This is a genomic window from Mycobacterium sp. MUNTM1 (assembly GCF_054660795.1).
This window is the reverse complement of the sequence record NZ_BAAGDE010000010.1, coordinates 88,710-114,758: the sequence shown is the minus strand read 5'-3', so window position 1 is coordinate 114,758 and position 26,049 is coordinate 88,710. Positions and strand designations below refer to the sequence as shown.

Genomic DNA, 26,049 nt, shown 5'->3' with positions numbered 1-26,049 from the left:
ATGAGAGACGAATCCGTGCCCTGGGCAACGGGTTTGACGGTGGCCGCGTTCGTTGCGGTGGTCACCGGCGCCGCGATCGTGGTGCTCAGCCTGGGACTGGTTCGGGTGCACGCGCTGCTGGCCGTGGCGCTCAACGTGGTGGCCGCCGGGGGACTGGCGCCGACCCTGTGGGGGTGGCGTCGCACCCCGGTGCTGCGCTGGTTCGTGCTGGGCGCCGCGGTGGGCGTCGCGGGCGCGTGGATTGTGCTGCTGGCCCTGACGGCCGCGGGGCAGACCTAGCGCTGCCCGCCCGAGCGGACGCCGAGCAGCACGTCCTCCCACGCCGGGATGACCGGCTTGCCGCGCCGGGTGTGCACGGGCTTTTCGTCGGGCTCCACGACCGCCTCGGGTTCGGCGACGGGCGGCTTCGCGGGCTCCTCGAAGTCGACGTGGGCGACCCGGGCCACCGGGCGCAGCGGACGTTCGAAGGTGGGGTCGATCAGTGCGCTGGCCGCGTCGTCGATGGCGGTCACGGTTCCGCCGTGGGCGCCGGGGGAGAAGCAGAAATGCGCGAGGTTGTCGGAGCGGCCGACCTTCCACGCGAGTTGCACCGTCCAGCGGTTGTCTTCGTTGCGCCAGGCGTCCCAACTGAGTTTGTCGTGGCTGAGGCCCCGGGTCACAAACGCGGCGGTGACCGTCTCCAACAGGGTCAGCACGGCGGGGCCGTCGGCCAGCATCGGGTGGGCGGCGGTTGCCAGCTCGGCGGCGCGGAACCGTTCCAAAAGCACCGGGTGGGCGAAGCGGCGGATCCGCGACACCTCCGAGCCTGACGCCGCGGCGACCTGCTCGACGGAGGCGCCCGCGCGGATCTTGGCCTGAATTTCTTTGGGGCTCAGCATGTTGGTGACTTCAATCTCGAGCTGCGGTTGCTCAGTGGACAGGGCTGCGTCGCGCAGCAGGGCCCGCAGGCGGTCGTCGGCCGCTAGCTTGAACTGCTCCGCGGGATCGTCACCCTCGCAGATGACATATTTGCTGTCGGCGTCCAGTCCAACCACTTTGAGTTCCCGCATGGTTATCTCCTCGCAGGCTCCGTGCAGGTCAGCGACGGACCCGTCACGTGCGCACTTTAGTCCAGCAACCGCCCATCACCTGTGCTGACACGCTGTGCGGTTGCGCGCCGATTGCCGGTTGGTTACAGCCGCTCGACGACCCAGTCGATGCATTGGGTGAGTGCGCTGACGTCGTCGGGGTCCACCGCCGGGAACATCCCGACCCGCAACTGGTTGCGGCCGAGTTTGCGGTACGGCTCGGTGTCGACGACGCCGTTAGCCCGCAAGATCTTCGCCACGGCCGCGGCGTCGACCTCGTCGGCGAAATCGATGGTGCCCACCACCTGCGAGCGCAGCTTCGGGTCGGTGACGAAGGGCGTGGTGTAGGGCCGCTCCTCGGCCCAGGAGTACAACCGGCCCGACGAGTCCGCCGTGCGCTTGACGGCCCAGTCCAGCCCGCCGTTGCCCAGCATCCAGTCGACCTGCTCGGCCATCAGCGCCAGGGTGCCGACCGCCGGGGTGTTGTAGGTCTGGTCCTTCAGGCTGTTCTCCACGGCGATCGGCAGCGACAGGAAGTCGGGCACCCAGCGGCCGGAGGCGGCGACGGACTCGACCCGGGCCAGCGCGGCCGGGCTCATGATCGCCAGCCACAGGCCTCCGTCGCTGGCGAAGTTCTTCTGCGGCGAGAAGTAGTAGGCGTCGGTCTGCGCGATGTCGACCGGCAGGCCGCCGGCGCCGGAGGTCGCGTCGATGGCGATCAGCGCGTCGCCGGAATCGGCGGGCCGGGCGATGGGCACCGCGACGCCGGTGGACGTCTCGTTGTGCGCCCAGGCGATCAGGTCGACCGAGGGGTCGCTCTGCGGCTCGGGGGCGCTGCCGGCGTCCGCCTTGATGACGACGGGGTCGCCGACGAAGGGGTTCTTGGCGACGGCGGAGGCGAACTTGGAGCTGAACTCGCCGAAGGACAGGTGCAACGACCGCTTGTCGATCAGGCCGAAGGCCGCGGCATCCCAGAACGCTGTCGCGCCGCCGTTGCCCAGGATGACCTCGTAGCCCTCGGGCAGCGAAAACAGGTCGGCGAGCCCGGACCGCAGCCGACCCACCAGATTTTTGACCGGCGCCTGCCGGTGCGAGGTGCCGAACAGTGGGGCGGCGGTCGTGCTCAGCGCCTGCAGCTGTTCGGGCCGTACCTTCGACGGGCCACACCCGAAGCGGCCGTCGCGGGGTTTGATGTCAGCGGGGATCTGGAGCTGGTCAGCCATGCTCATCAGGGTAGTGAGCCGACCTGACGGGTCGGTGCGGCGGCCCGACCGCGGGCCCCCAGCGCACGGGCAAAAGGCCTGCTCGGGTCACCTTGAACGTTTGGCCGGGTGTGATCTGGGGCATAAAAAATTCATGACCACCGGTCAGGTCACAGTGCCGGGACGGGGTCTAGTGAATATCCGGTACCTGCGGTACTGTCTGGACATAGCACGTCCAAATGTAAACCTCGTTGGGGAGGCCTGGATATGGCTAGGACGCGATTAGTCCGGCGTTGGCGAAGCAACATGGAAGTGCGCGACGACGCCGAATACGTCAACATGCTTGCCACACTGTCCGAGGGGTCGGTGCGGCGCAACTTCAATCCGTACACCGATATCGATTGGGATTCACCGGAATTCGCCGTCACGGAAAACGATCCGCGGTGGATTCTGCCGGCGACCGACCCGCTGGGCCGGCATCCCTGGTATCTGGCGCAGTCGGACGAGCGCAAGATCAAGATCGGGATGTGGCGCCAGGCCAATGTGGCCAAGGTGGGGCTGCACTTCGAATCGATCCTGATCCGGGGCTTGATGAACTACACGTTCTGGGTGCCCAACGGCTCGCCGGAGTACCGGTACTGCCTGCACGAGTCGGTCGAAGAGTGCAACCACACCATGATGTTCCAGGAGATGGTCAACCGGATCGGCGCCGACGTGCCGGGCATGCCGCGGGTTCTCAAGTGGCTTTCGCCGCTGGTTCCGCTGGTGGCCGGCCCGCTGCCGGTGGCGTTCTTCATCGGCGTGCTCGCCGGCGAGGAGCCCATTGACCACACGCAGAAAAATGTTCTGCGCGAGGGCAAGTCGCTGCACCCCATCATGGAGCGAGTGATGGCGATCCACGTGGCCGAGGAGGCCCGTCACATCTCGTTCGCCCACGAGTTCCTGCGCAAACGGGTGCCGGAGTTGACCAAGCGGCAGCGGTTCTGGACCGCGCTGTACCTGCCGTTGACCATGAAGGTGCTCTGCCGCGCAATCGTGGTGCCGCCCAAGGCGTTCTGGCGTGAGTTCGACATCCCGCGGGATGTCAAGAAGGAACTGTTCTTCCGGTCGCCGGAATCGCGAAAGTGGCTGAGCGACATGTTCGGTGACGTGCGGATGCTGGCTTACGACACCGGCCTGATGGAGACGCGCTCGGCGCGGTTGATGTGGCGGCTGTGCAAGATCAACGGCAAGCCGTCGCGGTACCGCAGCGAACCGCAGCGCCAGCACCTGGCCGCGGTCCCGGCCGCTTAATAACTGCGAGTCCCTATATGCCGCACGTTATTACCCAGTCGTGCTGTAACGACGGGTCCTGTGTTTTCGCATGCCCGGTGAATTGCATTCACCCGACACCGGACGAGCCCGGCTTCGCCACGTCGGAGATGCTCTACATCGATCCGGTGGCGTGCGTGGACTGCGGCGCCTGCGTGAGCGCATGCCCGGTCGGCGCCATCGCGCCCGACACCCGGCTGGACTCCAAGCAGCTGCCTTTCATCGAGATCAACGCATCCTTCTATCCGGACCGGCCGAAGGGCGAGAAGCTGCCGCCGACGTCAAAGCTGGCCGCGGTGATCCCGGCGGCCGAGGTGCACGCCCGCCGCAGGCCGCTGACGGTGGCCATCGTCGGGTCGGGGCCGGCGGCGATGTATGCCGCCGACGAACTGCTGACCCAGCGGGACGTCTGCGTGAACGTCTTCGAAAAGCTACCCACGCCTTACGGTTTGGTGCGGGCTGGGGTGGCGCCGGATCACCAGAACACCAAGCGGGTCACCCGGCTGTTCGACAGGGTGGCCAGTAATCGCCGGTTCCGGTTCTATCTCAACGTCGAGGTCGGCAACCAGCTGAGCCACGCGGACCTGCTGGCTCATCACCACGCCGTGCTGTATGCGGTCGGTGCGCCCAATGACCGCCGGCTGGACATCGAGGGCATGGGACTGCCGGGGACCGGGACGGCAACCGAATTGGTCGCGTGGATCAACGGGCATCCCGACTTCGACGATCTGCCAGTCGATCTCAGCCACGAGCGGGTGGTGATCGTGGGCAACGGCAACGTCGCCCTCGATGTCGCCCGGCTGCTCACCTCTGATCCCGACGACCTGGCGCGCACCGACATCGCCGACCACGCGCTGGCGGCCTTCCGGGGCTCGGCGGTGCGCGAGGTGGTGATCGCCGCCCGGCGCGGACCCGCTCAATCGGCGTTCACGTTGCCCGAGCTGATCGGGCTCACCGGCAGCTCCGAGGTGGTGCTCAGCGCCGCCGACCATCAGCTGGTGACGGCCGACCTCGCGACCGCGTCGGACGCCTTGACCAGGCGCAAGCTGGAGATCTTGAGCACGCTGGGCGACGATTCGACGCCGTCGGACCGACCCAGGATCAGGCTGGCGTACCGGCTCACCCCGGGCCGGGTGCTGGGCGATCGGCGCGCCACCGGCATCGAGTTCTCCGTCACCGGCTCCGAGGAGACGCGCCTTCTGGAGACGGGTCTGGTGCTGACGTCGATCGGCTACCGCGGCAAGCCGATTCGCGATCTGCCCTATGACGAATCGTCGGGCGTGGTGCCGAACGACGGTGGCCGCGTCATCGACCCCGCCTCCGGGCGGCCGGTGCCCGGCGGGTACGTCGCGGGCTGGATCAAGCGGGGCCCGAGCGGCTTCATCGGCACCAACAAGTCCTGCTCGTTGCAGACTGTGCACGCCCTGGTCGCGGATTTCAACGCCGGCAAGCTGACCGATCCGATCGCCAAACCCGACGCGTTGGCGCGGCTGGTGCGCGAGCGCCAGCCCGACGCGATCGACGCGGCGGGCTGGCGCGCCATCGACGCCGCCGAGATCGCACGCGGCAGCGACGACGGCCGGCCCCGCAACAAGTTCACCGACGTGTCCGCCATGCTCGCCGCGGCGGCCGCCGCGGAACCGGCGCCGCCACAACGACGCCGGCTGCTCGATCGGCTGCTCGGCTAGTCCTGATGGTGGCGACCCGCTGCGCCCGGCGACGCCGCGCTTGCGATCGTCACTAGCCTGCTCCCTGCCCCGACATCGCCGCCGAGATCTCTTCCATGCTGACCTCGCGGACCGGCTGCCCCATCGACCAGTGGTGGCCGAACGGGTCGGCGACCATCCCGTAGCGGTCGCCCCAGAACTGGTCATCCAACGGGGTCACCACGGTGGCACCGGCGTCCAGCGCCCGCTGGAAGCCGGCGTCCACGTCGGTGACGGTCAGGTGGATCGTGACGGGGGTGCCGCCCAGCGACGTCGGCGTCATCGACTTGCCGCCACAGACCTCCGGGAAGTCGTCGTTGAGCATCACCGTAAAGCCGTTGATGCGCACCGCGGCGTGCACCAGTTTGCCGTCGGGACGCGGCACGCGCCCGATTTCCTGGGCCCCGAAAGCCTTGACGTAGAAATCGATTGCCGCGGCGGCGTCGTCGACCACCAGGTGCGGGGACAGTGCCGGTTCGATGTTGATCGCCATGCTGGTTCTCCTTGCTGTCGCGTTCGCCCGTGAGGGATCACCGATATTGACCATGCGTCGCGGCAATTCTCATCGCGCCGCGGCTCATCACACCGGGTTGAAGCTGTTGATCAGCCAGGTCCCGTTGACCTTGGCGAGGCCGACGCTCACCGAGCTGGACGTGGTGGTCGGTGCGGACTGGTCGGCCGACGTTGTCGTCTGTGAGACGAAGACGAGGATGCTCGCCGCGTTGGTGGCCAGGCTTTGAACCCCGGCGCGCTGCACGGTGGCCCTGGTGGTCAGCCGCTTCTGCCGCGCGGTGGGGGCGACCACCTGGCTGGTGAACTGCCGGTAGTAGGTGAGGAAATCGCCGGTCAGCAGCGCGCTGGCGGCGTTGAAGTCCTGTTCGAGCGTGTCCGGTGAATAGCTCAGCACCTTCACCGTTCCCGCGCTCGCGGCCTGGGTGGCGACCTGGCGGTCGACGAGCTGATCCGCCACGGGCGGTGGTCGTCGGCTTTTCAGCTGCATTTCCCAGGCGCCGAGCGCATCGACGCCGACCGTGGCGACGGCGAGGGCGACTACGGCCGCCCACCACATGATGCGTCCCGCCAGAGCCGATCTCATGTCACGAACTCGACCTTGGACACCTTGTAGGTGTCGCCGACCTTTTCGACGCGCATCGCCAACCGCCAGTTCCGTGGTTCTTGCGCCGCGCCGTTGCTGTTGGTGATCTTTGCCGTCGCGGCTACCAGGACCTGGGCCGTGGTTCCGCTGATCGACTCGAGCGCCACGGCGTTCGCGGTCCCTTGGGTGGACACGTTGGAATCCATGACCGTCTTGGTGAAGTCTTCGCGTCTGGCCAGAAAGTCGTCGTGGAATTCGCCGATCGACCCGTCGACGATGCGCTGGATGTCGCTGTCGGCGGATTTCGAGCTCAGGCTGGTGAGCCAGCCCGCGAATTGTTTGGCGTAGTCGACGTACGGCTGCCACTGCGGTGCCGCGGTGGACGGTTGCGGAGGCGGACGCAAGACCTGTGCGGCGGCGAATGCGCCGGCACACAGCAGCAGCACCGTGAGGACCAGCGGCACCAGCACCGCGGTGAGCGTTCTGCGCCTGGGTACCGGTGCCGCCGCCGGATAGGGCGGCATCGGGGGCCACGGGCCGGCGGTCAGGATCGGCGGTGCACCCATCGCGGCCGCGCCCGCCGGCCACGGCGCGGCCGGCGGGTTCCAGTGCACGGCAGCGGTGTTGACCGACTCGCCGAGCGCCTGGGCGAAGTCGGCGCAGCGCGAAAAGCGTTGCGCGGGATCCTTGCTCATCGCCTTCGACAGCACCGGGTCCAGCGGCGCCAGGTCGGGCCGCCGCTGCGCCAGCAGCGGTGGTGGCGCGTTGAGGTGGTTGGCGATGACCGCCGCCGGGCTGGTGTCCGCGAAAGGAGCGACACCGGTCAGCAGGTGAAAAGCTGCGGCGGCCAACGCGTATTGATCGGCACGCCCGTCGAGGGCGCCACCCATCAGCTGTTCGGGCGCCGCGTAGCTGGCCGTGCCCGCGCCATCGGTCGTCATCAATCCGTTGATGTCATCGGCTTTTCGGGCAAGGCCGAAGTCGGACAACAGGATTCGGCGTGGTTCTGCATCGGATCCGGTCAGCAGAATGTTTCCGGGTTTGACAGCACGGTGCAGCACTCCGCGTCGGTGACCGTGGTCGAGCGCGGCCGCGACGGCCGTGACGATCTCCAGCACCGCGCGGGTGGCCATGCCGTGCGGGTGGCGTTCGCGCAACAGGCGCCCGGCGTCGGTCCCCTGCACGTAGTCCATCGCGATCCATAGCCGGCCGTTGAATTCCCCACGGTCGTGTATGGCAACGATATTGGGGTGCCGCAGCGCGGCAGCCAGGTCCGCGTCCCGCTCGAAACGTTCCCGAAAACCGGCCTCACCGGTCAACGACGCGGACAAGATCTTGAGCGCGTCCAGCCGTGGCAACCGGGGATGCCGCGCCACGTAGACGTCGGCCGTCGCGCCCGAGCCGAGTAGCCCCTGAATGGTGTAGCCGGCGAACTCGGCACCATCCCCCAACGTCATTCACCGATACTACTGAGTGAACACCACTACGGGGTGCGCCGCTCGAACGGCTCAGGCGTTGGTGAGACTGCGGTCCCAGCCCTCGACGGATTCCGGGCTGCGCGGGCCGGGGCCCACGTAGATGGCCGACGGCCGGACCAGCTTGCCCAGCCGCTTCTGCTCGAGGATGTGCGCGCACCACCCTGCGGTGCGGCCGCAGGTGAACATCGCCGGCATCATGTTGGCCGGCACCCGCGCGAAGTCCAGCATCACCGCGGCCCAGAACTCGACGTTGGTCTCGATCGCCCGGTCCGGACGGCGCTCGCGCAGCTCGGCCAGCGCCGCCTGCTCCAGCGCGACGGCGACCTCGTGGCGCGGGGCGCCCAGCCGTTCGGCGGTGGCGCGCAGCACCCGGGCCCGCGGGTCCTCCGCGCGGTAGACCCGATGGCCGAAGCCCATCAGCTTGTCGCCGCTGTCCAGGATCTTCTTCACCAGGGCACGCGCGTCGCCGGTGCGCTCGACTTCTTCGAGCATCGGCAGCACCCGCGCCGGCGCCCCACCGTGCAGCGGGCCGCTCATCGCCCCGATCGCCCCGGACAACGAAGCCGCCACGTCGGCGCCGGTCGAGGCGATCACCCGCGCGGTGAACGTCGAGGCGTTCATCCCGTGCTCGGCGGCCGAGACCCAGTAGGCGTCAATAGCTTCGACGTGGCGTGGGTCCGGCTCGCCCTGCCACCGCGTCATGAAACGGGCGGTGACCGTCTCGCATTCGTCGATGACCCGCTGCGGCACGGCGGGCTGGTAGATGCCGCGCGCGGACTGCGCGACGTAGGACAGCGCCATCACCGACGCCCGGGCCAGCTGGTCGCGGGCGACGGAGTCCTCGGTGTCCAGCAGCGGCTTGTATCCCCAGATCGGGGCCAGCATCGCCAGGCCCGCCTGCACGTCGACGCGGACGTCGCCGGTGTGGATGGGCAGCGGGAACGGCTCGGCGGGGGGCAGCCCGCGGCCGAACTTGCCGTCGACCAGCAGCGCCCACACGTCACCGAAGGTGACCTGCTGGGTGACCAGGTCTTCGATGTCGACGCCGCGATAGCGCAGCGCACCGCCGTCTTTATCCGGCTCGGCAATTTCGGTGGTGAAGGCGACCACGCCCTCGAGGCCGGGGACAAAGTCTTCGGGTACCACAGTCATACCGAAAATTCTCGCACCCCCTGATCGGGCCGACGCTACCGGCCGGTAGCAAGCGCCGGTAGCGTTGGCGCGATGGCAGGAACAGACGACGAGCACCTGCAAAGAATGCGTGTGGAGTACGGGTCAGTGGAAAAAGACGGCAGTCCGGATCTCGACGCGGATTGGCTGCGCGACGGCTGGGTTTCGTTGTTGCGCAAATGGATCGACGACGCCGAACGCTCGGGTGTGGCCGAACCCAACGCGTTGGTGCTGGCCACCGTCACCGCCGACGGCCGGCCCGCCAGCCGATCGGTGCTGTGCAAGAGCGTGGACGAGACCGGGATCACTTTCTTCACCAACTATGACTCGGCCAAGGGCGAGGACCTGGCGGCGACGCCCTACGCCTCGGCGACGTTCCCCTGGTACCGGCTCGGCCGTCAGGTCCACGTCCGGGGTCCGGTGAGCAAGGTCACCGCGCAGGCCACCGCGGACTACTGGTCCAAGCGGCCGCGCGGATCGCAGCTGGGCGCCTGGGCGTCGCACCAATCGCAACCGATCGCGTCACGGGCGGCCCTGCTCGACCAGCTGGAGGAGGTGACCGCCCGCTTCGCCGACCGCGAGCAGGTTCCGGTCCCGCCGGGCTGGGGTGGCTATCTCATTGCGCCGGAACTCGTCGAGTTCTGGCAGGGCCGGGAAAATCGATTGCACAACCGCATCCGCATAACCGGAGATCGGGTGGAGCGCCTGCAGCCCTAACCCGCTGATGATGCACGTCGCGCGGCGGCGTGTCGGGATCGATTGTTGGCGTGACCAGCGGACTCGACCCCGGGCAGGCGCCTCATCCTCATAACGACTACCTTTTGCAGTAAGCACCAAGTCAGCAGCCATATCAGCCAGAGCGCAAAGGGGTTCTCGTGGCAGACACCGACGACACCGCCACTTTGAAGTACCCGGGTGGCGAGACCGACCTGCAGATCGTCAGCGCCACCGACGGCGCCGACGGCATCGCGCTGGGCTCGCTGTTGTCCAAGACCGGCTACACGACGTTCGACAACGGGTTCGTCAACACCGCCTCGTGCAAGAGCTCCATCACCTACATCGACGGCGACGCGGGCATCCTGCGCTACCGCGGCATCCCGATCGAGCAGCTCGCCGAGAAGTCGACCTTCATCGAGGTGAGCTACCTCTTGATCTACGGCGAACTGCCGAGCAAGGAGCAGCTGGCCGACTTCACCAAGCGGATCCAGCTGCACACCATGCTGCACGAGGACCTGAAGCGATTCTTCGACGGCTTCCCGCGCAACGCCCACCCGATGCCGGTGTTGTCCAGCGCCGTCAACGCGCTGTCCGCCTATTACCCCGACTCGCTCGACCCGATGGACACCGAGGACGTCGAGCTGTCCACGATCCGCCTGCTGGCCAAGCTGCCGACCATCGCGGCCTACGCCTACAAGAAGTCGGTCGGCCAGCCCTTCCTCTACCCGGACAACTCACTGTCGCTGGTGGAGAACTTCCTGCGCATGACGTTCGGACTGCCCGCGGAGCCCTACGAGGCGGACCCCGAAATCGTTCGGGCGCTGGACATGCTGCTCATCCTGCACGCCGACCACGAACAGAACTGTTCGACGTCGACGGTCCGGCTGGTCGGGTCGTCGCAGGCCAACCTGTTCACCTCCATCTCCGGAGGCATCAACGCGCTGTGGGGCCCACTGCACGGCGGCGCCAACCAGGCCGTGCTCGAGATGCTCGAGAAGATTCGCCAAAGCGACGACGACGTCAGCGAATTCGTGCGCAAGGTCAAGAACCGCGAAGAAGGCGTGAAGCTGATGGGCTTCGGCCACCGCGTCTACAAGAACTACGACCCACGCGCCCGCATCGTCAAGGAGCAGGCCGACAAGATCCTGGCCAAGCTGGGCGGCGACGACGACCTGCTCGACATCGCCAAGCAGCTCGAAGAGGCGGCGCTGACCGATGACTACTTCATCGAGCGCAAGCTCTACCCGAACGTCGACTTCTACACCGGTCTGATCTACCGGGCGCTGGGCTTCCCGACCCGGATGTTCACCGTCCTGTTCGCGCTGGGTCGGCTGCCCGGCTGGATCGCGCACTGGCGTGAGATGCACGACGAGGGCGACAGCAAGATCGGCCGTCCGCGCCAGATCTACACCGGCTACACCGAGCGCGACTACGTCACCATCGACGCGCGCAAGTAGTCGATCCGCAAGCACAGCCGCTAGCGCAGCGAGGCCAGCACCGCCATCGCGGCGTTGTGCCCGCCGATGCCCGACACCGCTCCGCCGCGGCGAGTGCCCGAGCCGCACAGCATGATTCGTTCGTGCGCGGTGGCCACGCCCCATTGCCGCGCCGGGGTGTCCAGCGGCTCGTCGTCCTCGGCGAACGGCCACGCCAGGCCGCCGTGGAAGATGTTGCCGCCGCTCATGCGCAGGGTGCGCTCCAGATCCAGCGTGGTGGTGGTCTCGAGGCACGGCCGGCCCTGGGCGTCGGTCAGCAGCAGGTCTTGAATCGGTTCGGCCAGAACGGAATTCATCGACGCCAACACGTCATCGGTCAGCTGATTGCGCAGCGCGTCGGGATCGGTTCCGTCGAAAAGCGAATGCGGGGTGTGTAGACCGAACACCGTCATCGTCTGCGCGCCCGCGTCGCGCAACTCGTCGGACAGGATGCTGGGGTCGGTCAGCGAGTGGCAATAGGCCTCGCACGGCAGAGGATTCGGCGGTCGACCACCGGCGGCCTGCGAATAGGCCGTGTCCAGTTGCGTCCAGGTCTCGTTGACGTGAAACGTCCCGGCGAAGGCCTGTTCGGGCGTGACGGCGCGGTCGCGCAGCCGGGGCAGCCGCGCCAGCACCATGTTCACCTTGACCTGCGCGCCGGCGGCCCCGGGCGGCGGTTGCTCGCCGAGCAGCCCGGCCAGGACCGTCGGGGTGACGCCGGCCAGGACGAACCGGGCCCGAATCAGGTGGTCTTCGCCGCCGCTGCGATAACGCACCTCCCCGATGGGATCGACAGCGTAAACCTCTGCGCCGGTGGTGATTTCGGCGCCGTGACCCATCGCGGCCGCAGCCAGGGCCGTGGTCACCGCGCCCATGCCGCCGATCGGGACGTCCCAGTCTCCGGTGCCCCCGCCGAGCACGTGATACAGGAAGCAGACATTCTGCGTCAGCGACGCGTCATCGAGGCGGGCGAACGTGCCGATCAACGCGTCGGTCGCCACCACGCCGCGCACCACGTCGTTGCGCACCGCGTCGGCGATCGCGTGTCCGATCGGGTTATCGATCAACGCCTGCCACGCGGCCGCCGCGCGGCGATCGCCGCGTTCCGTCACCTGCCGGCGGGCCGACTTGCGGGTGCGCAGCGGTTCGAGCAATGTCGGCCACAGTGGTTCGGTCACCAGCCGGCAGCGTTGGTAGAAGTCGGCGAACCCCCGCGCATCCCCGGCCGCCCCGATGGCGGCGAAGGTGTCACCGGACGATCCGATCAGCAGCCCGCCGCGGCCGCCGGTCGCCGGGTCGGGGGTGTACGACGAAAACGGCCGCCGGGCCAGTCGCACGTCGGCGCCCAGATCTTTCACGATGCGCGCGGGCAGCAGGCTGACCAGATAGGAGTAGCGCGACACCCGAACGCCGACACCGTCGAAGGCCTGCGCCGAGACGGCGGCGCCGCCGGTGTGTTCCAGCCGTTCCAGCAGGCGCACCCGCAGACCCGCGCGGGCCAGGTAGCCGGCCGCGACGAGGCCGTTGTGGCCGCCTCCGATGATCAGGGCGTCGACGTCGGCCGCGTGATCGCTCAGCTCAGGTAGCCCTCGACCTCGTCGGGCGGGCGCACCTCCGCCTCCCGTGGGTCGCCGCCGGTCTCGCGCAGTGCCCGGCGCTGCCGCAGCAGGTCCCAGCACTGGTCGAGTTCGACCTCCACCCGCTGGAGCCGGTCGTGCTCCTCCGACGTGTCGATGTCCCCGCGCTGCAGCTGGGCACGCTGGGCTTTCTCCTCGGCGACCAGCTCACGGATGACCGCCAGGGTGTCGTTGTCGGTCGGTTTACTGCCGTTGGCCATCGCTCCAGTGTGCCCGACTCGGGAGGGGGTGAATCGGTAGGCTGCATATCGCCTGGCAAATGCGGGCGACATGAGGGAGGGCCGTCGTGAGGATCAAACGGCCCGGCCTGGCCTGGCTGATCGCGCTGGTGGTCATCCCGCTTCTGATCGCCGCAATCGGCTACGAAGTGTCGGCACGATCGCCGTCCGGCCGCGTGTCTTCGGCGCCGTCGACCAGCGCTGGTGCGCCGAGGTTCTCGTTGGCGGCGTTCTCCATGCTCCGCAACGGCAACAGCGTCACCCTGACCGGAGACTTCCCCGACGAGTCCGCCAAAGCGGCGTTGCTGAAGGTGCTGACCGGCGCGCTGCCCCCCGGCCTCGACATCGTCGAGGAGATCCGCATCGATCCCGCCGTCGACGCCCTCGATTTCGCCAAGGCCAAACCCGTTTTCTCCGACAGCGCATCGATCGCCGATTTCGGCCTCACGGTCGGCGGCGACACCATCACGCTCGCGGGCACCGCGGCATCGCCCGAGCAGAAGAACACCATCGACACCGACGCCAAGCGCATCTGGTCCAACCTGAATGTCGTTGACAATCTTGTGGTTAACGCACCGGCGGCGTCGCCGCCGCCCGCCGCCGCGTCGTGCACCAACCTGCAATCGGCGATCAATACCCTGACCGACGGCGCGCTCACCTTCGACTCGAACATCGGCAGTCTGACCGCGTCGGACGAGCAGGTCCTGACCCGTGTCGCCGACAAACTCAAGGCGTGCCCGAACGCGCATGCGGCCATCAACGGCTACGCCGACAGCACCGGCAACACGAGCCTGAACGTGCCGTTGAGCGAGGAGCGCGCGCAAGCCGTCGCGGCATTCTTGGAAGCCCACGGCGTGCCCGGCGACCGGCTGAGCACCAACGGTCTCGGCTCGGCCAACCCGATCGCCCCCAACGGCACGGACGACGGGCGGGCCCAGAATCGCCGGGTCGAAATCGTGGTCAGCTAAGGAGATTCGGCGTGGACTTTCTGATCCAGTGGTTGTGGTACCTGCTCGCGTTCGTGGCGGGCTCGGCCGTCGCCTGGGCGATTGCCACGCTGCTCAACCGCCCGGGGAAGGGGGCCGGACGATGAGTCACGTGCACTGGTGGCTGTTCGGCCTGTCCTTCGGCCTGGGGCTGATGCTCACCCTCACGCTGCTGATGATCCGGGCCAAAAGCCAAGCGCCGGTGTCGAAGTCACCGAGCAACGGGGCGGCGGCGGAGCCCGCCACCACCGCGATCCCGGTCACCGAGAAGCGCACCACGACAATCCCGGTCACCCAACGGCGCACCACGAAGATCCCGGTCGCCCAGGAGACGCCGACCACCAAGATCCCGCCGTCGCCGCGCGCGCCGCACGGCCCGGGCTCGGCCGACGCCGCTCCCGACTAGCTTGGGCCGGGGAGGCGCAGCACCAGCCGCGCGCCACCCAGCGGGCTATTCTCCAGCGCCGCCGTCCCACCGTGCAGCTGAGCCTGTTGGGCCACCAGCGCCAGGCCCAGCCCCGACCCGGAATGGGAGGCGGTCGATCCGCGGGAAAACCGCTCGAACACCACCCGGCGCTCATCTTCGGGCACGCCGCTGCCGTTGTCGTCGATGGCGATCTCCACGCCGGCGCGCGAGCTGACCGCCGACAGCTGCACCTTGGTGGCGCCGCCATGCTTGACGGCATTGGCGATCGCGTTGTCGACGGTCAGGCGCAACCCGGCCGGCAACCCGACGATGATGCAGGTGGGTGAGGGCACCAGCGAAACGTCGACCCCCGGATAGATCCGGGTGGCGTCGTGGGCGGCGCGGTCGAGCAGCTCGGTGATGTCGACGGGAACGTGATCGTCGGACGTCGACAGTTCGCCCTGGGCCAGGCGCTCGAGGGCGGTCAGCGTGGCCTCGATCCGCAACTGGGTGCGGATGACGTCGCTGAGCACCTCTTTGCGCTGTTCGTCGGGCATGTCCAGGGTGGACAGCACCTCGAGGTTGGTGCGCATCGCGGTCAGGGGCGTGCGCAGTTCGTGCGAGGACACGGCGGCGAAGTCGCGGGCCGACGCCAGCGCGTCCTTGGTCCGGTCCTGTTCGGTCCAGATGCGCTGCAGCATCCCGCGCATGGCTTCGGCGATCTCGACGGCCTCGCTGGCGCCGCGCACCGCCACCTGCGGCCGCTCGTCGGCATCGATCGAGCGGGCTTGCTGGGCCAGGCGTTTGAACGGCCGCACCGCGAACGCCGCGAGCAGCCAAGCGAATACCGCCGCCGCGCCGATCGAGAGCGCGCAGATGAGGATCACCCGGCGATGCAGGTTGTTGGTCTGGGCGATCGTGTCGTAGTACGTCGCACCCACCGCCACCGTCGCCGGCTGTGGCGTGGCGACCTCCAAGGTTCGGACGCGATAGCGCACCCCGTTGATGTAGGTGTCGGCATAGCCGACGTCCAGCGGCGGCAGCGTGACGTCCGAGTTGGACTTGACCTGGCCGTCGCGCCGGACGGTGATGACGGTGTCCTGATCGTTGGGGGCGCGCGGGATGTCATCGAGGCCGCGGGGCAGGAACGGGATGGCGAAACCCGCCGCCTCATCCAGGCGGCGATCCAGGCGTTCCTTCCAGGCGCTGGTGATGCCGAACCACACGACCGCTCCCGCGATCACCACCACGATGGCCGTGCCGATGGCCGTCGCGACGGCGACCCGGGCCCGTAGCGATGGCGTACGGGTCAGAATCCGGGACAGGAACTTCATGGGTCGTTCGGGTTGGTTACTGCATGCGCAGTACGAATCCCACTCCGCGGACGGTGTGCAGCAGCCGGGGGCCACCGTTCGCCTCCAGCTTGCGGCGCAGATATCCGATGAACACGTCGACGACGTTGGTGTCGGCGGCGAAGTCGTAACCCCACACCAGCTCGAGCAGCTGCGCGCGGGACAGCACCGCCGTCTTGTGCTCGGCCAGCACCGCCAGCAGGTCGAACTCCCGCTTGGTCAGGTCGACGTCGACGCCGTTGACCCGGGCACGCCGGCCCGGGATGTCGACTTCCAGCGGCCCGACCGTGATGGTTTCCGAGGAGGACGTGGCGGTGGCGCCGCGGCGGCGCAGCAGCGCCTTGACCCTCGCGACCAGCTCGGCCAGCACGAAGGGTTTGACCAGGTAGTCGTCGGCTCCGGCCTCCAGGCCCGCGACCCGGTCGTCGACGGAGCTGCGGGCGGACAGCACGCAGACCGGGACGTCGTTGTCCATGGCGCGCAGCGCCGTGACGACGCTGACGCCGTCCAGCACGGGCATGTTGATATCGAGCACGATCGCGTCCGGGCGCGTCTCGGTGGCGCTGCGCAACGCCTCGGCGCCGTCGACCGCCGTCGACACCTCGAATCCGGACAGCCGCAGACCGCGTTCGAGCGACGCGAGCACATCGGAATCGTCGTCGACGACCAAGACGCGCGGTGAGCTAGCTCCAGTGTCCATGCCGCCCATTTTGCCTGATTGCCGACTATGGCTGTGGGAGGCTACACCGCTGTCTTACCCGGCGGGTTCGCGGCGATGCTCGGGCAATCCGATGTTGCGGTAACGCCGCAACCGGGCGGCCAGCCGCTCGGCGGCGGGCAGCTCGCGCAGAGCCTGCACCTCGACGGCGATGGCCCGCGACAAGCGCTGCGCGAACTCGACCGGCTCATCGGCGGCATCGGGATGCTCCGGCACGATCGCGTCGACAATCCCGGACTTCAGCAGATCGGCCGATCGAATGCCTTGCGCCGCGGCGAGTGCGGCGGCGTGCTCGGTGTCGCGGAACACGATCGCGCTCGCGCCCTCCGGCGGTAGCGGAGCCAGCCAGCCGTGCAACGCGGCCAGCACCCGATCGGCCGGCACCATCGCCAGCGCCGGCCCGCCGCTGCCCTGGCCCAGCAGCACCGACACCGTCGGGGTATCGAGCGTGACCAGCTCGGCCAGGCACTGCGCGATCTGCCCGGCCAGCCCGCCCTGCTCGGCTTCGGCCGACAGGGCCGGCCCCGCCGTGTCGATCACCAGCACCAGCGGCAGTCGCAGCTCGGCGGCCAGCGCCATGCCGCGCCGGGCCTCGCGCAGCGACGCGGGCCCCACCAACCCGCCCGTCAGCCGCTGCTGGCCCAGCACCACCACGGGCTGGCCGGCGAATCGGGCCAGCGCCAACAGTGTGGTGGCGGCCTCTCCCTGGCCGGTCCCGGACAGCAGCACCCGGTCGGTGGCGCCGTGCCGCAGCAACAGCCCCACCCCGGGCCGGTCGGGCCGCCGCGACGCCACCACCGAGTCCCACGCCGCGACGTCGGGCGTCGGTTCGGGCGGCGCCGGCGCGGGCAGCGGCGCGGGAGCGTCGGCGATGACGGTCATGGCCCGGTCGAGCGTGCGGCGCAGCTCATCGAGCCGGACGACGCCGTCGATCACGCCGTGCCGCTGCAGATTCTCCGCGGTCTGCACGCCCTCGGGAAAGGGTTCGCCATAGAGCAACTGATACACGCGCGGCCCGAGGAAGCCGATCAGCGCGCCCGGCTCGGCGACCGTCACATGACCGAGCGAACCCCACGACGCGAACACCCCGCCGGTGGTCGGATTGCGCAGATAGACCAGGTACGGCAAATGCGCCTGTTTGTGCAGCCGGACCGCCGCGGCGATCTTCACCATCTGCAGGAACGCGACCGTGCCCTCTTGCATGCGGGTGCCGCCGGAGCTCGGCGACGCCAACAGCGGCAGGCCCTCGGCCGTCGCCCGCTGCACGGCGGCGGTGATCCGCTCGGCCGCGGCCACCCCGATCGACCCGCCCAGGAAGCCGAACTCGCAGACCACCACGGCGACCCGGCGCCCGAACACGCGCCCCTCGCCGGTGAGCACCGATTCGTCCAGGCCCGTCGCTTCCCGGGCGCCGGCCAGCTCGCCGGCGTAGGACGCGCTGACCGGCACCGCGAGCGGTTCGCTGTCCCAGCGGATGAAGGAATTTTCGTCCAGCACCGCATCGCGGAGTTGACCAGCCGTAATGCGACTCACGTGACGAGGCTATATAGGGTGGCTGCCATGATCGGTGTTACCCAGGCCGAAGCCGTTATGACCATCGAGCTGCAGCGCCCCGAGCGCCGCAACGCCTTGAACTCCCAGCTGGTCGAGGAGCTGCGCGAGGCCGTGCTGAAGGCCGGCGACGGCTCCACCCGCGCGATCGTGCTGACGGGTCAGGGCACGGTGTTCTGCGCCGGCGCGGACCTGTCCGGTGACGCCTTCGCCGCCGACTACCCCGACCGGCTCATCGAGCTGCACAAGGTGCTCGACGCCACGCTGATCCCGGTGATCGGGGCCATCAACGGGCCGGCCATCGGCGCCGGCCTGCAGCTGGCCATGCAATGCGATCTGCGGGTCGTCGCGCCCGACGCGTTCTTTCAGTTCCCGACTTCGAAATATGGTCTGGCCCTGGATAACTGGAGCATCCGGCGACTGTCCTCGCTCGTCGGCCACGGCCGCGCCCGCGCGATGCTGCTCACCGCGGAGAAGCTGACCGCCGACGTGGCGCTGCAGACCGGGATGGCCAACCGCATCGGGACACTGGCCGACGCGCAGGCGTGGGCCGCCGAGGTCGCGGGCCTGGCGCCGCTGGCCATCCAGCACGCCAAGCGGGTGCTCAACGACGACGGCGCCATCGAAGAGGCGGGCCCGGTGCACAAGGAGCTCTTCGACAAGGCTTGGAGCAGCCAGGACGTCGTGGAGGCCCAGGTCGCCCGGATCGAGAAACGACCGCCGAAGTTCCAGGGGGCCTGACAACCATGCGGGGGACGCTACGGCTGGTCGCCGGTACGGCGTCGCTGGCGGCCGGTGGCTGGCTGATGCGGGCGCTGCGCGGCGCGCCCGACGCGCTCGGCGCCCACCCCGCCTCGATCGCGGCGGTGACGGCCGGGTCGCCGCACTACCGCGACGGCGTCTTCGTCAACCTCGAGCCGGCCTCCGACACCAAGATGGACCGCGAGCAGTTGCGGCTCGTCGCGTGGGAGTTGATCGGGAACCGGGGCGGCAGCAGGCCGAAGGGGCCGATCCCGCTGGCGTCGCCGGGGATTCTCGACGCCGACCCGAGCCGGCTGGCCGTCAGCTGGTTCGGCCATTCCACGGCGCTGCTGGAGATCGACGGCTACCGGGTGCTCACCGATCCGGTGTGGAGCGACCGGTGCTCGCCGTCGGACGTCGTCGGCCCGCAGCGGCTGCACCCGCCGCCGATCCAACTCGAGGCGCTGCCCGCCGTCGACGCGGTGGTGATCAGCCATGACCATTACGACCACCTCGACATCGACACGGTGAGGGCGCTGGCCCGCACCCAGCGGGCCCCGTTCTTCGTGCCGCTCGGCATCGGGGCCCACCTGCGCATGTGGGGCATCCCCGAGCACCGCATCGTCGAGCTCGACTGGCATCAGAGCGCCAAGGTCGACGAGCTGACGGTGGTGTGCGTGCCCGCGCGGCACTTCTCGGGACGCTTTCTGGACCGCAACACGACGCTGTGGGCGTCGTGGGCGTTCGTCGGCCCGACGCATCGCGCGTATTTCGGCGGCGACACCGGCTACACCAAGAGCTTCGCGCAGATCGGCGCCGACCACGGGCCGTTCGACCTGACGCTGCTGCCCATCGGGGCCTACAACACGGCGTGGCCCGACGTGCACATGAACCCCGAGGAGGCGGTGCGGGCGCATCTGGACGTCACCGACGGCGGGCTGCTGGTCCCGATCCATTGGGGCACTTTCCGATTGGCCCCGCACCCGTGGGCGGAACCGGTGGAGCGTCTCCTGGCCGCCGCCGCGCCCGAGCGGGTGGACGTGGCGGTGCCGCTGCCCGGTCAGCGCGTCGATCCCGCGGCGCCGCAGACATCCGACCCCTGGTGGCGGCTGTAGATCGGCGCGGCGCGCATCGCACCGCGTTAGGGTTCGCGCATGACCACACGTGCGGCCGCGGCCGCGATCGCCGCGACGCTGCTCGGGTTGACCGGATGCGGTTCCGTGCAGCCGACAGCCGCTCCGCCGTCCACATCGCCTGACCTTCCGCCCAACCAGGTCTCCGGCGTCTCGATACCCGCCGGCCGCATCGATGAGGCCGTCGCCAAGGTCGACGGTCTGGTCAACGACCTGATGAAAAGCACCGGCATCCCGGGGATGGCGGTGGCCGTTGTGCACGGCGGGAAAGTGTTGTACGCCAAAGGCTTCGGCATCAAGGACGTGGGCAAGGGGCAGGGCCAGGACAACAGAGTGGACGCCGACACCGTCTTCCAGTTGGCATCGGTGTCCAAATCCGTGGGCGCGACGGTGATCGCCCACGAGGTCAGCGACAACGTCGTCGCCTGGGACACGCCCGTCGCGTCCAAGCTCCCATGGTTCACGCTCAGCGATCCCTACGTCACCAGCCATGTGACCGTCGGCGACCTGTACTCCCATCGCTCCGGGCTGCCGGACCACGCCGGTGACAAGCTGGAAGACCTGGGCTACGACCGTCGGCAAACGCTGGAGCGGCTCAAGTACCTGCCGCTGGATCCGTTCCGAATCAGCTACGCCTACACCAACTATGGGATCACCGCCGGTGCTGAGGCGGTGGCGGCCGCCGCGGGCAAGCCATGGGAGGAGCTGTCCGACGAGGCGCTCTACCGCCCGCTGGGAATGACCTCGACAAGTTCGCGGTTCGGCGACTTCCTTGCCCGGCCCAACCACGCGGTCAACCACATCAAGATCGACGACACGTGGCAGGCCCGTTTCCAGCGCGACCCCGATCCCCAGTCACCGGCCGGCGGCGTGAGCTCATCGGTGCACGACATGGCGCGCTGGCTGTTGATGTTGCTGGGCAACGGAACTTACGACGGCCGGCGGATCACGTCACCGGAGGCCCTGTTGCCCGCGCTCAGCCCGCAGATGGTGTCATCGCCCGCCAAAACGCCGCAGGCGCGCACCGGCTTCTACGGGTATGGCTTCAACTCCTCGGTGGACTCCTCGGGACGCACCGAGTACAGCCATTCCGGCGCTTTCGATTTGGGGGCGGCGACCAATTTCGTGGTGCTGCCCTCTGAGGACGTGGGCATCATCGCGCTGACCAACGCCGCGCCCTACGGCATCCCCGAAACGCTGACCGCCGAATTCATGGACCTGATCCAGTACGGTCAGATCCGCGAGGACTGGGGTCCCCTGTACAAGAAGGCGATCGGCTGGCTGAACAATCCGGTGGGCTCGCTGGTCGGCAAGCGACCCCCGGCCAACCCCGCCCCGTCCCGACCGCTCGGCGACTACGTGGGCACCTACGGCAGCGACTACTGGGGACCGGCCCTCGTGACCGAACACGACGGCGCGCTGCAGTTGGCATTAGGGCCGAAAAACCGGACGGCCGCCCTCACACACTTCGACGGCGACACCTTCACCTTTGCACTGACGAACGAAAACGCGCCACCCGGAACGGTTTCCAAGGCCACATTTTCCGGGTTCCCCGGCGCCACGCTGAACCTGGAGTATTACGACTCGAACAAGCTGGGAACCTTCACACGATGACACTCGCTCCCGCCCTCGGCCTGACCGACGCCGAAGTCGCGCAGCGCGCGGCCGACGGCAAGAGCAACGCGGTACGAGAACGCGCCACGCGCAGCATCACCGCAATCGTCAGGGCCAACGTCTTCACCCGGATCAACGCGATCCTGGGGGTGTTGCTGCTGATCGTGTTGTCGACGGGCTCGGTGATCAACGGGATGTTCGGGCTGTTGATCGTCGCCAACAGCGTCGTCGGCATGGTCCAGGAGATCCGGGCCAAACAGACGCTGGACAAACTCGCCATCGTGGGGCAGGCGAAACCCTTGGTGCGCAGGCAATCCGGGACCCGGGCGGTGCCGCCCGGGGAGGTGGTGCTCGACGACATCATCGAACTGGGCCCCGGCGATCAGGTCGTCGTCGACGGCGAGATCGTCGAAGAGGCGAACCTGGAGGTCGACGAGTCGCTGCTGACCGGTGAGGCCGACCCGATCGCCAAGGCCGTCGGCGACGCGGTGATGTCGGGCAGTTTCGTCGTTGCGGGCAGCGGCGCCTACCGCGCCACCAAGGTGGGCCCGGACGCGTACGCCACCAAGCTCGCCGAGGAGGCCAGCAAGTTCACCCTGGTGAAATCCGAACTCCGCAACGGCATCAACCGCATTCTGCAGTTCATCACCTATCTGTTGGTGCCCGCCGGCCTGCTTACCATCTACACCCAGCTGTTCACCACGAACGCCGACTGGCGGCAGGCCGTGCTGCGCACGGTCGGCGCGCTGGTGCCGATGGTCCCCGAAGGGCTGGTGCTGCTGACATCCGTCGCCTTCGCGGTCGGGGTGGTCCGGCTCGGTCAGCGCCGGTGCCTGGTGCAGGAGCTACCCGCCATCGAGGGACTCGCGCGTGTCGACGTGGTCTGCGCGGACAAGACGGGGACCCTGACCGAAAGCGGCATGCGGGTGGCGACCGTGGACGAACTCGACCCGACGGGGGAGCGGATCGCCGACGTGCTGGCCTCGCTGGCCGCAGCCGATCCGCGGCCCAACGCGAGTATGCGGGCCATCGCCGAGACCTACCACGAACCGCCGGGCTGGACCGCCACGGCGACAGCACCTTTCAAGTCGGCCACCAAATGGAGCGGCGTCTCGTTCGACGGCCACGGCAACTGGGTGATGGGGGCGCCGGACGTGTTGCTCGAGCCGGCGTCGGCGGCGGCCGAGCACGCCGAGCGGATCGGGGCGAGGGGGTTGCGGGTGCTGCTGGTCGGCGCCGGTGACGTCGCCGTCGACCACCCCGACGCGCCGGGCCGCGTCACCCCCGTCGCGCTGGTGGTCCTCGAACAGAAGGTGCGCCCCGACGCGCGCGCGACACTAAAATACTTTGCCGAACAAGGTGTTTCGGTCAAGGTGCTGTCCGGGGACAACGCGGTCTCGGTCGGCGCCGTCGCCGGCAAGCTCGGGCTGCGCGGCGAGACGATGGACGCGCGCCAATTGCCCTCCGAGCCCGCGCAATTGGCCGACGCGCTGGACACCCACACCACCGTCGGGCGGGTGCGGCCGGATCAGAAGCGCGCCGTGGTGCACGCCCTGCAATCGCGCGCGCACACCGTCGCGATGACCGGCGACGGTGTCAATGACGTGCTGGCCCTCAAGGACGCCGACATCGGGGTCGCGATGGGCGCCGGCAGCCCGGCGGCGCGCGCGGTCGCGCAGATCGTCTTGCTGGACAACAGGTTCGCCACGCTGCCCTATGTCGTCGGGGAGGGGCGCCGGGTGATCGGCAACATCGAACGCGTCGCCAACCTGTTCCTGACCAAGACGGTGTACTCGGTGCTGCTGGCGTTGCTGGTGGGCATGGAATGCCTGCTCTCCAAACCGTTGAAGGCTGACCCGCTGCTGTACCCGTTCCAGCCCATCCACGTCACCATCGCGGCCTGGTTCACCATCGGCATACCGTCGTTCATCCTGTCGCTGGCGCCCAACAACGAACGCGCCCACTCCGGTTTCGTGCGAAGGGTCCTCACGTCCGCGCTGCCCTCCGGGCTGATCGTCGGCACCGCGACGTTCGCCTCCTACCTGCTGGCCTATCACGGTCGCCACGCCACCTTCGTCCAACAGGATCAGGCGTCCACCGCGGCCCTGATCACGTTGCTGATGACCGCGCTGTGGGTGCTGGCCGTGGTCGCCCGCCCCTACGAGTGGTGGCGGGTGGCGCTGGTAATCGCTTCGGGCCTGGCCTATGTCGTGATTTTCAGCCTGCCGCTGGCGCGCAAGGAGTTCCTGCTCGACCCGTCCAATGTCGCGGTGACATCGACCGCGCTGGGCGTCGGGGTGCTCGGTGCGGCCGGCATCGAGGCCACGTGGTGGATCCGCGCCAAAGTGCTGGGTGTGCAGCCGCGGTTGTGGCGCTGAGTGCGCCGAAGTCACCCGCAGTGCGCCGTCCCCGGCCAAGTACGATGCCGGGAAAAGGGAGGGCTCATGGGATTCCTGGACAAGGCGAAGGACCTGTTGTCGCAGAACGCCGACAAGGTCGAAATGGCGATCGACAAGGCCGGCGAGTTCGTCGACGACAAGACGCAGGGCAAATACACCGACACCATCCACCAGGTGCAGGAGCAGGCCAAGAAGGCCACCGGCGCCGCGGACACCGGCGACCAGCAGAACTGAGCAATGGCGAAGCTTTCCGGATCCATCGATGTCCCGCTGCCACCCGAGGTGGCCTGGCAGCACGCCTCGGACCTGTCCCGGTACAAGGAATGGCTGACCATCCACCGGGTGTGGCGCAGCACTCTGCCCGACGAGATCGAAAAGGGCACGGTCGTCGAGTCGATCGTCGAGGTCAAGGGCATGTACAGCCGCATCAAATGGACGGTGGTGCGCTACAAGCCGCCCGAGGGCATGACGCTCAACGGTGACGGTGTCGGCGGGGTCAAGGTCAAGCTGATGGCCAAGGTCGCGCCCAGGGACGACGGCTCCACCGTCAGCTTCGACGTGCACCTGGGCGGTCCGGCGCTGTTCGGCCCCATCGGCATGATCGTCGCCGCGGCGCTGCGCGGCGACATCAACCAATCGCTGGAGAACTTCGTCACGGTGTTCACCCGCGCCGACCCGAGCACGAACGGAGACGGTGGGCCTCATCGCTGATCGCCGGCGTCGATGAGTTTTAGGCTGGGCGGCAGTCGATAGTGTGAAGCCCTTTCCCTCGGGGCCAGGACACCACCAGGAGGTCACCGTGCCCATCCGCGACTGCGCCCCGCTGGGCGCCCCATGCTGGATCGATCTGACCACGTCCGACGTCGCCCGCGCGCAGCAGTTCTACGGCACGGTCTTCGGCTGGACCTTCGAGTCCGCCGGACCCGAGTACGGCGGCTACCTCAATGCCGCCAAGGACGGCCACCCGGTGGCCGGCATCATGGCCAATCGGCCGGAAGCCGGGTCGCCCGACCACTGGGCCACCTACTTTCACACCGCCGACATCGACACCACCGTCGCGGCGGTGCCCGAGGCGGGTGGTGCGGTGTGCATGGCGATGGAGGTGCCCGCCAAGGGCCACATGGCCGTCGCGACCGACCCGGCCGGCGCGGTGTTCGGGCTGTGGCAGCCGCTGGAGCACCGCGGCTTCGAGCTCGTCGGGGCCGCGGGCGCCCCTGTGTGGCACCAGCTGACCACACGCGGCTACAGCGCGGCCCTCGACTTCTACCGCGAGGTTCTGGGGTGGCAGACCGAGACGGTGTCCGACAGCGACGAATTCCGCTACAGCACGGCACGATTCGGTGACGAGCAATTGCTCGGCGTGATGGACGGGGCCGCGTTCCTGCCGCAGGACATCCCGTCGAATTGGGTGATCTTCTTCGGCGCCGAGGACGTGGACAAGACGCTGCGGGTGATCGCCGACAATGGCGGCATCGTGGTGCGCGACGCCGAGGACACCCCGTACGGGCGGCTGGCCGCAGCGGGCGATCCGACGGGCGCGGTCTTCAACCTGTCCTCGCTGCAGACGTAGCGCCTCGTCCGGCGAGCCTCGCGTGCGTTGACGCGGGCCGGTGTGAGAGTCCGTTAACCTCGCTAGCATGACTCGCCGACTGCGCCCCGGTTGGCTGGTGGCGTTTTTCGCCGTCGTGGTGTCGGCCAGCGCATGGTTGCCGTGGCTGCGGACGACCGTCAACGGCGGGGGTTGGGCCAACGCCGTCGGCGGCGCTCACGGCAACCTGGAATTGCCCCGGGGGTTCGGCGCGGGGCAGCTCATCGTGCTGTTGGCCTCGACGTTGCTGGTGGTCGGCGCGATGATAGGCCGTGGACTGTCGGTGAAGCTCGCTTCGGTTGCCGCGCTGCTGATTTCGCTGCTGATCGTGGCGCTGACGGCGTGGTACTACAAGCTCAACGTCAATCCGCCGGTGTCCGCCGAATACGGGCTGTACGTCGGCGGGGGCGCCGCGGTCTGCGCGGCGGCGTGCTCGCTGGTGGCCGTCGTCGCCGCGGCGGCTGCGGGGAGGTCCGGCCGCTGA

26 protein-coding genes and 1 pseudogene are annotated in these 26,049 nt (G+C 68.7%); 16 read left to right on the top strand and 11 right to left on the bottom strand.

The annotated features are described in order from the left end of the window. Complete coding sequence (locus ACYQ8K_RS08340; RefSeq protein ID WP_459968003.1) at nucleotides 1-279, top strand: DUF2537 domain-containing protein; 279 nt, start codon at nucleotides 1-3, stop codon at nucleotides 277-279. Here ACYQ8K_RS08340 and sepH read toward each other — a convergent pair. Then, nucleotides 276-1,049, bottom strand: coding sequence for a septation protein SepH (gene sepH, locus ACYQ8K_RS08335; RefSeq protein ID WP_459968002.1), 774 nt, complete (start codon nucleotides 1,047-1,049; stop codon nucleotides 276-278). The genes ACYQ8K_RS08340 and sepH overlap by 4 nt on opposite strands. A 122-nt stretch (nucleotides 1,050-1,171) precedes the next feature. After that, nucleotides 1,172-2,296, bottom strand: coding sequence for a phosphoserine transaminase (gene serC / locus ACYQ8K_RS08330; RefSeq protein ID WP_459968001.1), 1,125 nt, complete (start codon nucleotides 2,294-2,296; stop codon nucleotides 1,172-1,174). A gap of 240 nt (nucleotides 2,297-2,536) precedes the next feature. On the opposite strand from serC, the gene ACYQ8K_RS08325 reads away from it, so the two are divergent. Continuing rightward, nucleotides 2,537-3,562: an AurF N-oxygenase family protein gene (locus ACYQ8K_RS08325; protein ID WP_459968000.1), complete on the top strand. Its 1,026-nt coding sequence runs from the start codon at nucleotides 2,537-2,539 to the stop codon at nucleotides 3,560-3,562. A gap of 17 nt (nucleotides 3,563-3,579) precedes the next feature. Further along, nucleotides 3,580-5,268 (top strand): 4Fe-4S binding protein, encoded by a 1,689-nt coding sequence (locus ACYQ8K_RS08320; protein ID WP_459967999.1) that lies wholly within the window; start codon nucleotides 3,580-3,582, stop codon nucleotides 5,266-5,268. Between the two features lie 52 nt (nucleotides 5,269-5,320). On the opposite strand, the gene ACYQ8K_RS08315 is transcribed toward ACYQ8K_RS08320, so the two are convergent. From ACYQ8K_RS08315 to ACYQ8K_RS08300, 4 genes are all read right to left on the bottom strand, one after another. Beyond that, complete coding sequence (locus tag ACYQ8K_RS08315; RefSeq protein WP_459967998.1) at nucleotides 5,321-5,779, bottom strand: VOC family protein; 459 nt, start codon at nucleotides 5,777-5,779, stop codon at nucleotides 5,321-5,323. Nucleotides 5,780-5,866: 87 nt separating this feature from the next. Next, a complete protein-coding gene (locus ACYQ8K_RS08310; protein ID WP_459967997.1) occupies nucleotides 5,867-6,382 on the bottom strand; it encodes a hypothetical protein in 516 nt (171 codons plus the stop codon). Further along, nucleotides 6,379-7,839 (bottom strand): serine/threonine-protein kinase, encoded by a 1,461-nt coding sequence (locus tag ACYQ8K_RS08305; RefSeq protein ID WP_459967996.1) that lies wholly within the window; start codon nucleotides 7,837-7,839, stop codon nucleotides 6,379-6,381. The genes ACYQ8K_RS08310 and ACYQ8K_RS08305 overlap by 4 nt, the downstream gene beginning before the upstream one ends. A 51-nt stretch (nucleotides 7,840-7,890) precedes the next feature. Then, a complete protein-coding gene (locus ACYQ8K_RS08300; protein ID WP_459967995.1) occupies nucleotides 7,891-9,012 on the bottom strand; it encodes a citrate synthase 2 in 1,122 nt (373 codons plus the stop codon). Between the two features lie 72 nt (nucleotides 9,013-9,084). Between ACYQ8K_RS08300 and pdxH the strand changes: the two genes are divergently transcribed. Continuing rightward, nucleotides 9,085-9,747, top strand: coding sequence for a pyridoxamine 5'-phosphate oxidase (pdxH, locus tag ACYQ8K_RS08295; RefSeq protein WP_459967994.1), 663 nt, complete (start codon nucleotides 9,085-9,087; stop codon nucleotides 9,745-9,747). 158 nt (nucleotides 9,748-9,905) lie between these two features. Next, on the top strand, nucleotides 9,906-11,204 hold the full coding sequence (locus tag ACYQ8K_RS08290; RefSeq protein WP_459967993.1) for a citrate synthase: 1,299 nt from the start codon (nucleotides 9,906-9,908) through the stop codon (nucleotides 11,202-11,204). A gap of 20 nt (nucleotides 11,205-11,224) precedes the next feature. Here ACYQ8K_RS08290 and ACYQ8K_RS08285 read toward each other — a convergent pair whose 3' ends face one another. Together ACYQ8K_RS08285 and ACYQ8K_RS08280 are read right to left on the bottom strand one after the other, a co-directional pair. Beyond that, nucleotides 11,225-12,799 (bottom strand): phytoene desaturase family protein, encoded by a 1,575-nt coding sequence (locus ACYQ8K_RS08285; protein ID WP_459968021.1) that lies wholly within the window; start codon nucleotides 12,797-12,799, stop codon nucleotides 11,225-11,227. Further along, nucleotides 12,796-13,059: a DUF2630 family protein gene (locus ACYQ8K_RS08280; RefSeq protein WP_459967992.1), complete on the bottom strand. Its 264-nt coding sequence runs from the start codon at nucleotides 13,057-13,059 to the stop codon at nucleotides 12,796-12,798. Before ACYQ8K_RS08280 ends, ACYQ8K_RS08285 begins: the two co-directional genes overlap by 4 nt. Nucleotides 13,060-13,145: 86 nt before the next feature. On the opposite strand from ACYQ8K_RS08280, the gene arfA reads away from it, so the two are divergent. The 3 genes and pseudogenes from arfA (at nucleotide 13,146) to arfC (ending at nucleotide 14,469) form a co-directional block, all read left to right on the top strand. Beyond that, nucleotides 13,146-14,045, top strand: a complete 900-nt coding sequence (arfA, locus tag ACYQ8K_RS08275; RefSeq protein WP_459967991.1) for a channel-forming protein ArfA/OmpATb — start codon at nucleotides 13,146-13,148, stop codon at nucleotides 14,043-14,045. Between the two features lie 11 nt (nucleotides 14,046-14,056). Next, nucleotides 14,057-14,137, top strand: a pseudogene (arfB, locus tag ACYQ8K_RS08270) (channel accessory protein ArfB); the annotation flags it as partial. Between the two features lie 29 nt (nucleotides 14,138-14,166). Then, nucleotides 14,167-14,469, top strand: a complete 303-nt coding sequence (gene arfC / locus ACYQ8K_RS08265) for a channel accessory protein ArfC, sunset domain variant (RefSeq protein WP_459967990.1) — start codon at nucleotides 14,167-14,169, stop codon at nucleotides 14,467-14,469. Here arfC and ACYQ8K_RS08260 read toward each other — a convergent pair. Genes ACYQ8K_RS08260 through ACYQ8K_RS08250 form a run of 3 tightly spaced genes read right to left on the bottom strand, consistent with a single transcriptional unit; the run spans nucleotide 14,466 to nucleotide 18,072 of the window. Next, nucleotides 14,466-15,803, bottom strand: coding sequence for a sensor histidine kinase (locus tag ACYQ8K_RS08260; protein WP_459967989.1), 1,338 nt, complete (start codon nucleotides 15,801-15,803; stop codon nucleotides 14,466-14,468). The two genes, arfC and ACYQ8K_RS08260, sit on opposite strands and share 4 nt — an antisense overlap. 16 nt (nucleotides 15,804-15,819) lie before the next feature. Beyond that, entirely contained in the window at nucleotides 15,820-16,530 is a 711-nt protein-coding gene (gene prrA / locus ACYQ8K_RS08255) for a two-component system response regulator PrrA (protein WP_007777113.1), read from the bottom strand. Nucleotides 16,531-16,575: 45 nt separating this feature from the next. Beyond that, entirely contained in the window at nucleotides 16,576-18,072 is a 1,497-nt protein-coding gene (locus ACYQ8K_RS08250; RefSeq protein ID WP_459967988.1) for a carboxyl transferase domain-containing protein, read from the bottom strand. Between the two features lie 27 nt (nucleotides 18,073-18,099). Here ACYQ8K_RS08250 and ACYQ8K_RS08245 point away from each other — a divergent pair, with 27 nt between their 5' ends. The 8 genes from ACYQ8K_RS08245 (at nucleotide 18,100) to ACYQ8K_RS08210 (ending at nucleotide 26,049) form a co-directional block, all read left to right on the top strand. Next, nucleotides 18,100-18,831: an enoyl-CoA hydratase gene (locus ACYQ8K_RS08245; RefSeq protein ID WP_459967987.1), complete on the top strand. Its 732-nt coding sequence runs from the start codon at nucleotides 18,100-18,102 to the stop codon at nucleotides 18,829-18,831. 5 nt (nucleotides 18,832-18,836) lie between these two features. Next, nucleotides 18,837-19,946 carry an MBL fold metallo-hydrolase gene (locus ACYQ8K_RS08240; RefSeq protein ID WP_459967986.1) on the top strand — a complete coding sequence of 370 codons (1,110 nt, stop codon included), beginning with the start codon at nucleotides 18,837-18,839 and terminating at the stop codon, nucleotides 19,944-19,946. Between the two features lie 39 nt (nucleotides 19,947-19,985). Further along, nucleotides 19,986-21,578: a serine hydrolase gene (locus ACYQ8K_RS08235; RefSeq protein ID WP_459967985.1), complete on the top strand. Its 1,593-nt coding sequence runs from the start codon at nucleotides 19,986-19,988 to the stop codon at nucleotides 21,576-21,578. Then, entirely contained in the window at nucleotides 21,575-23,956 is a 2,382-nt protein-coding gene (locus tag ACYQ8K_RS08230) for a cation-translocating P-type ATPase (RefSeq protein ID WP_459967984.1), read from the top strand. Before ACYQ8K_RS08235 ends, ACYQ8K_RS08230 begins: the two co-directional genes overlap by 4 nt. Nucleotides 23,957-24,022: 66 nt before the next feature. Then, entirely contained in the window at nucleotides 24,023-24,211 is a 189-nt protein-coding gene (locus ACYQ8K_RS08225; RefSeq protein WP_007777099.1) for an antitoxin, read from the top strand. A gap of 3 nt (nucleotides 24,212-24,214) precedes the next feature. Then, nucleotides 24,215-24,688: a type II toxin-antitoxin system Rv0910 family toxin gene (locus ACYQ8K_RS08220; RefSeq protein ID WP_459967983.1), complete on the top strand. Its 474-nt coding sequence runs from the start codon at nucleotides 24,215-24,217 to the stop codon at nucleotides 24,686-24,688. A gap of 88 nt (nucleotides 24,689-24,776) precedes the next feature. Continuing rightward, nucleotides 24,777-25,547 carry a VOC family protein gene (locus ACYQ8K_RS08215; protein ID WP_459967982.1) on the top strand — a complete coding sequence of 257 codons (771 nt, stop codon included), beginning with the start codon at nucleotides 24,777-24,779 and terminating at the stop codon, nucleotides 25,545-25,547. A gap of 67 nt (nucleotides 25,548-25,614) precedes the next feature. Further along, the gene (locus ACYQ8K_RS08210) at nucleotides 25,615-26,049 is read left to right on the top strand and encodes a hypothetical protein (protein ID WP_459967981.1); all 435 of its coding nucleotides are present in this window, start codon (nucleotides 25,615-25,617) and stop codon (nucleotides 26,047-26,049) included.

Bases quoted from the DNA above. Each gene is read 5' to 3' on its own strand.
- ACYQ8K_RS08340 (WP_459968003.1), top strand. From the start codon at position 1: ATGAGAGACGAATCCGTGCCCTGGGCAACGGGTTTGACGGTGGCCGCG.
- sepH (WP_459968002.1), bottom strand. From the start codon at position 1,049: ATGCGGGAACTCAAAGTGGTTGGACTGGACGCCGACAGCAAATATGTC.
- serC (WP_459968001.1), bottom strand. From the start codon at position 2,296: ATGAGCATGGCTGACCAGCTCCAGATCCCCGCTGACATCAAACCCCGC.
- ACYQ8K_RS08325 (WP_459968000.1), top strand. From the start codon at position 2,537: ATGGCTAGGACGCGATTAGTCCGGCGTTGGCGAAGCAACATGGAAGTG.
- ACYQ8K_RS08320 (WP_459967999.1), top strand. From the start codon at position 3,580: ATGCCGCACGTTATTACCCAGTCGTGCTGTAACGACGGGTCCTGTGTT.
- ACYQ8K_RS08315 (WP_459967998.1), bottom strand. From the start codon at position 5,779: ATGGCGATCAACATCGAACCGGCACTGTCCCCGCACCTGGTGGTCGAC.
- ACYQ8K_RS08310 (WP_459967997.1), bottom strand. From the start codon at position 6,382: ATGAGATCGGCTCTGGCGGGACGCATCATGTGGTGGGCGGCCGTAGTC.
- ACYQ8K_RS08305 (WP_459967996.1), bottom strand. From the start codon at position 7,839: ATGACGTTGGGGGATGGTGCCGAGTTCGCCGGCTACACCATTCAGGGG.
- ACYQ8K_RS08300 (WP_459967995.1), bottom strand. From the start codon at position 9,012: ATGACTGTGGTACCCGAAGACTTTGTCCCCGGCCTCGAGGGCGTGGTC.
- pdxH (WP_459967994.1), top strand. From the start codon at position 9,085: ATGGCAGGAACAGACGACGAGCACCTGCAAAGAATGCGTGTGGAGTAC.
- ACYQ8K_RS08280 (WP_459967992.1), bottom strand. From the start codon at position 13,059: ATGGCCAACGGCAGTAAACCGACCGACAACGACACCCTGGCGGTCATC.
- arfC (WP_459967990.1), top strand. From the start codon at position 14,167: ATGAGTCACGTGCACTGGTGGCTGTTCGGCCTGTCCTTCGGCCTGGGG.
- ACYQ8K_RS08260 (WP_459967989.1), bottom strand. From the start codon at position 15,803: ATGAAGTTCCTGTCCCGGATTCTGACCCGTACGCCATCGCTACGGGCC.
- prrA (WP_007777113.1), bottom strand. From the start codon at position 16,530: ATGGGCGGCATGGACACTGGAGCTAGCTCACCGCGCGTCTTGGTCGTC.
- ACYQ8K_RS08245 (WP_459967987.1), top strand. From the start codon at position 18,100: ATGATCGGTGTTACCCAGGCCGAAGCCGTTATGACCATCGAGCTGCAG.
- ACYQ8K_RS08240 (WP_459967986.1), top strand. From the start codon at position 18,837: ATGCGGGGGACGCTACGGCTGGTCGCCGGTACGGCGTCGCTGGCGGCC.
- ACYQ8K_RS08235 (WP_459967985.1), top strand. From the start codon at position 19,986: ATGACCACACGTGCGGCCGCGGCCGCGATCGCCGCGACGCTGCTCGGG.
- ACYQ8K_RS08230 (WP_459967984.1), top strand. From the start codon at position 21,575: ATGACACTCGCTCCCGCCCTCGGCCTGACCGACGCCGAAGTCGCGCAG.
- ACYQ8K_RS08225 (WP_007777099.1), top strand. From the start codon at position 24,023: ATGGGATTCCTGGACAAGGCGAAGGACCTGTTGTCGCAGAACGCCGAC.
- ACYQ8K_RS08220 (WP_459967983.1), top strand. From the start codon at position 24,215: ATGGCGAAGCTTTCCGGATCCATCGATGTCCCGCTGCCACCCGAGGTG.
- ACYQ8K_RS08210 (WP_459967981.1), top strand. From the start codon at position 25,615: ATGACTCGCCGACTGCGCCCCGGTTGGCTGGTGGCGTTTTTCGCCGTC.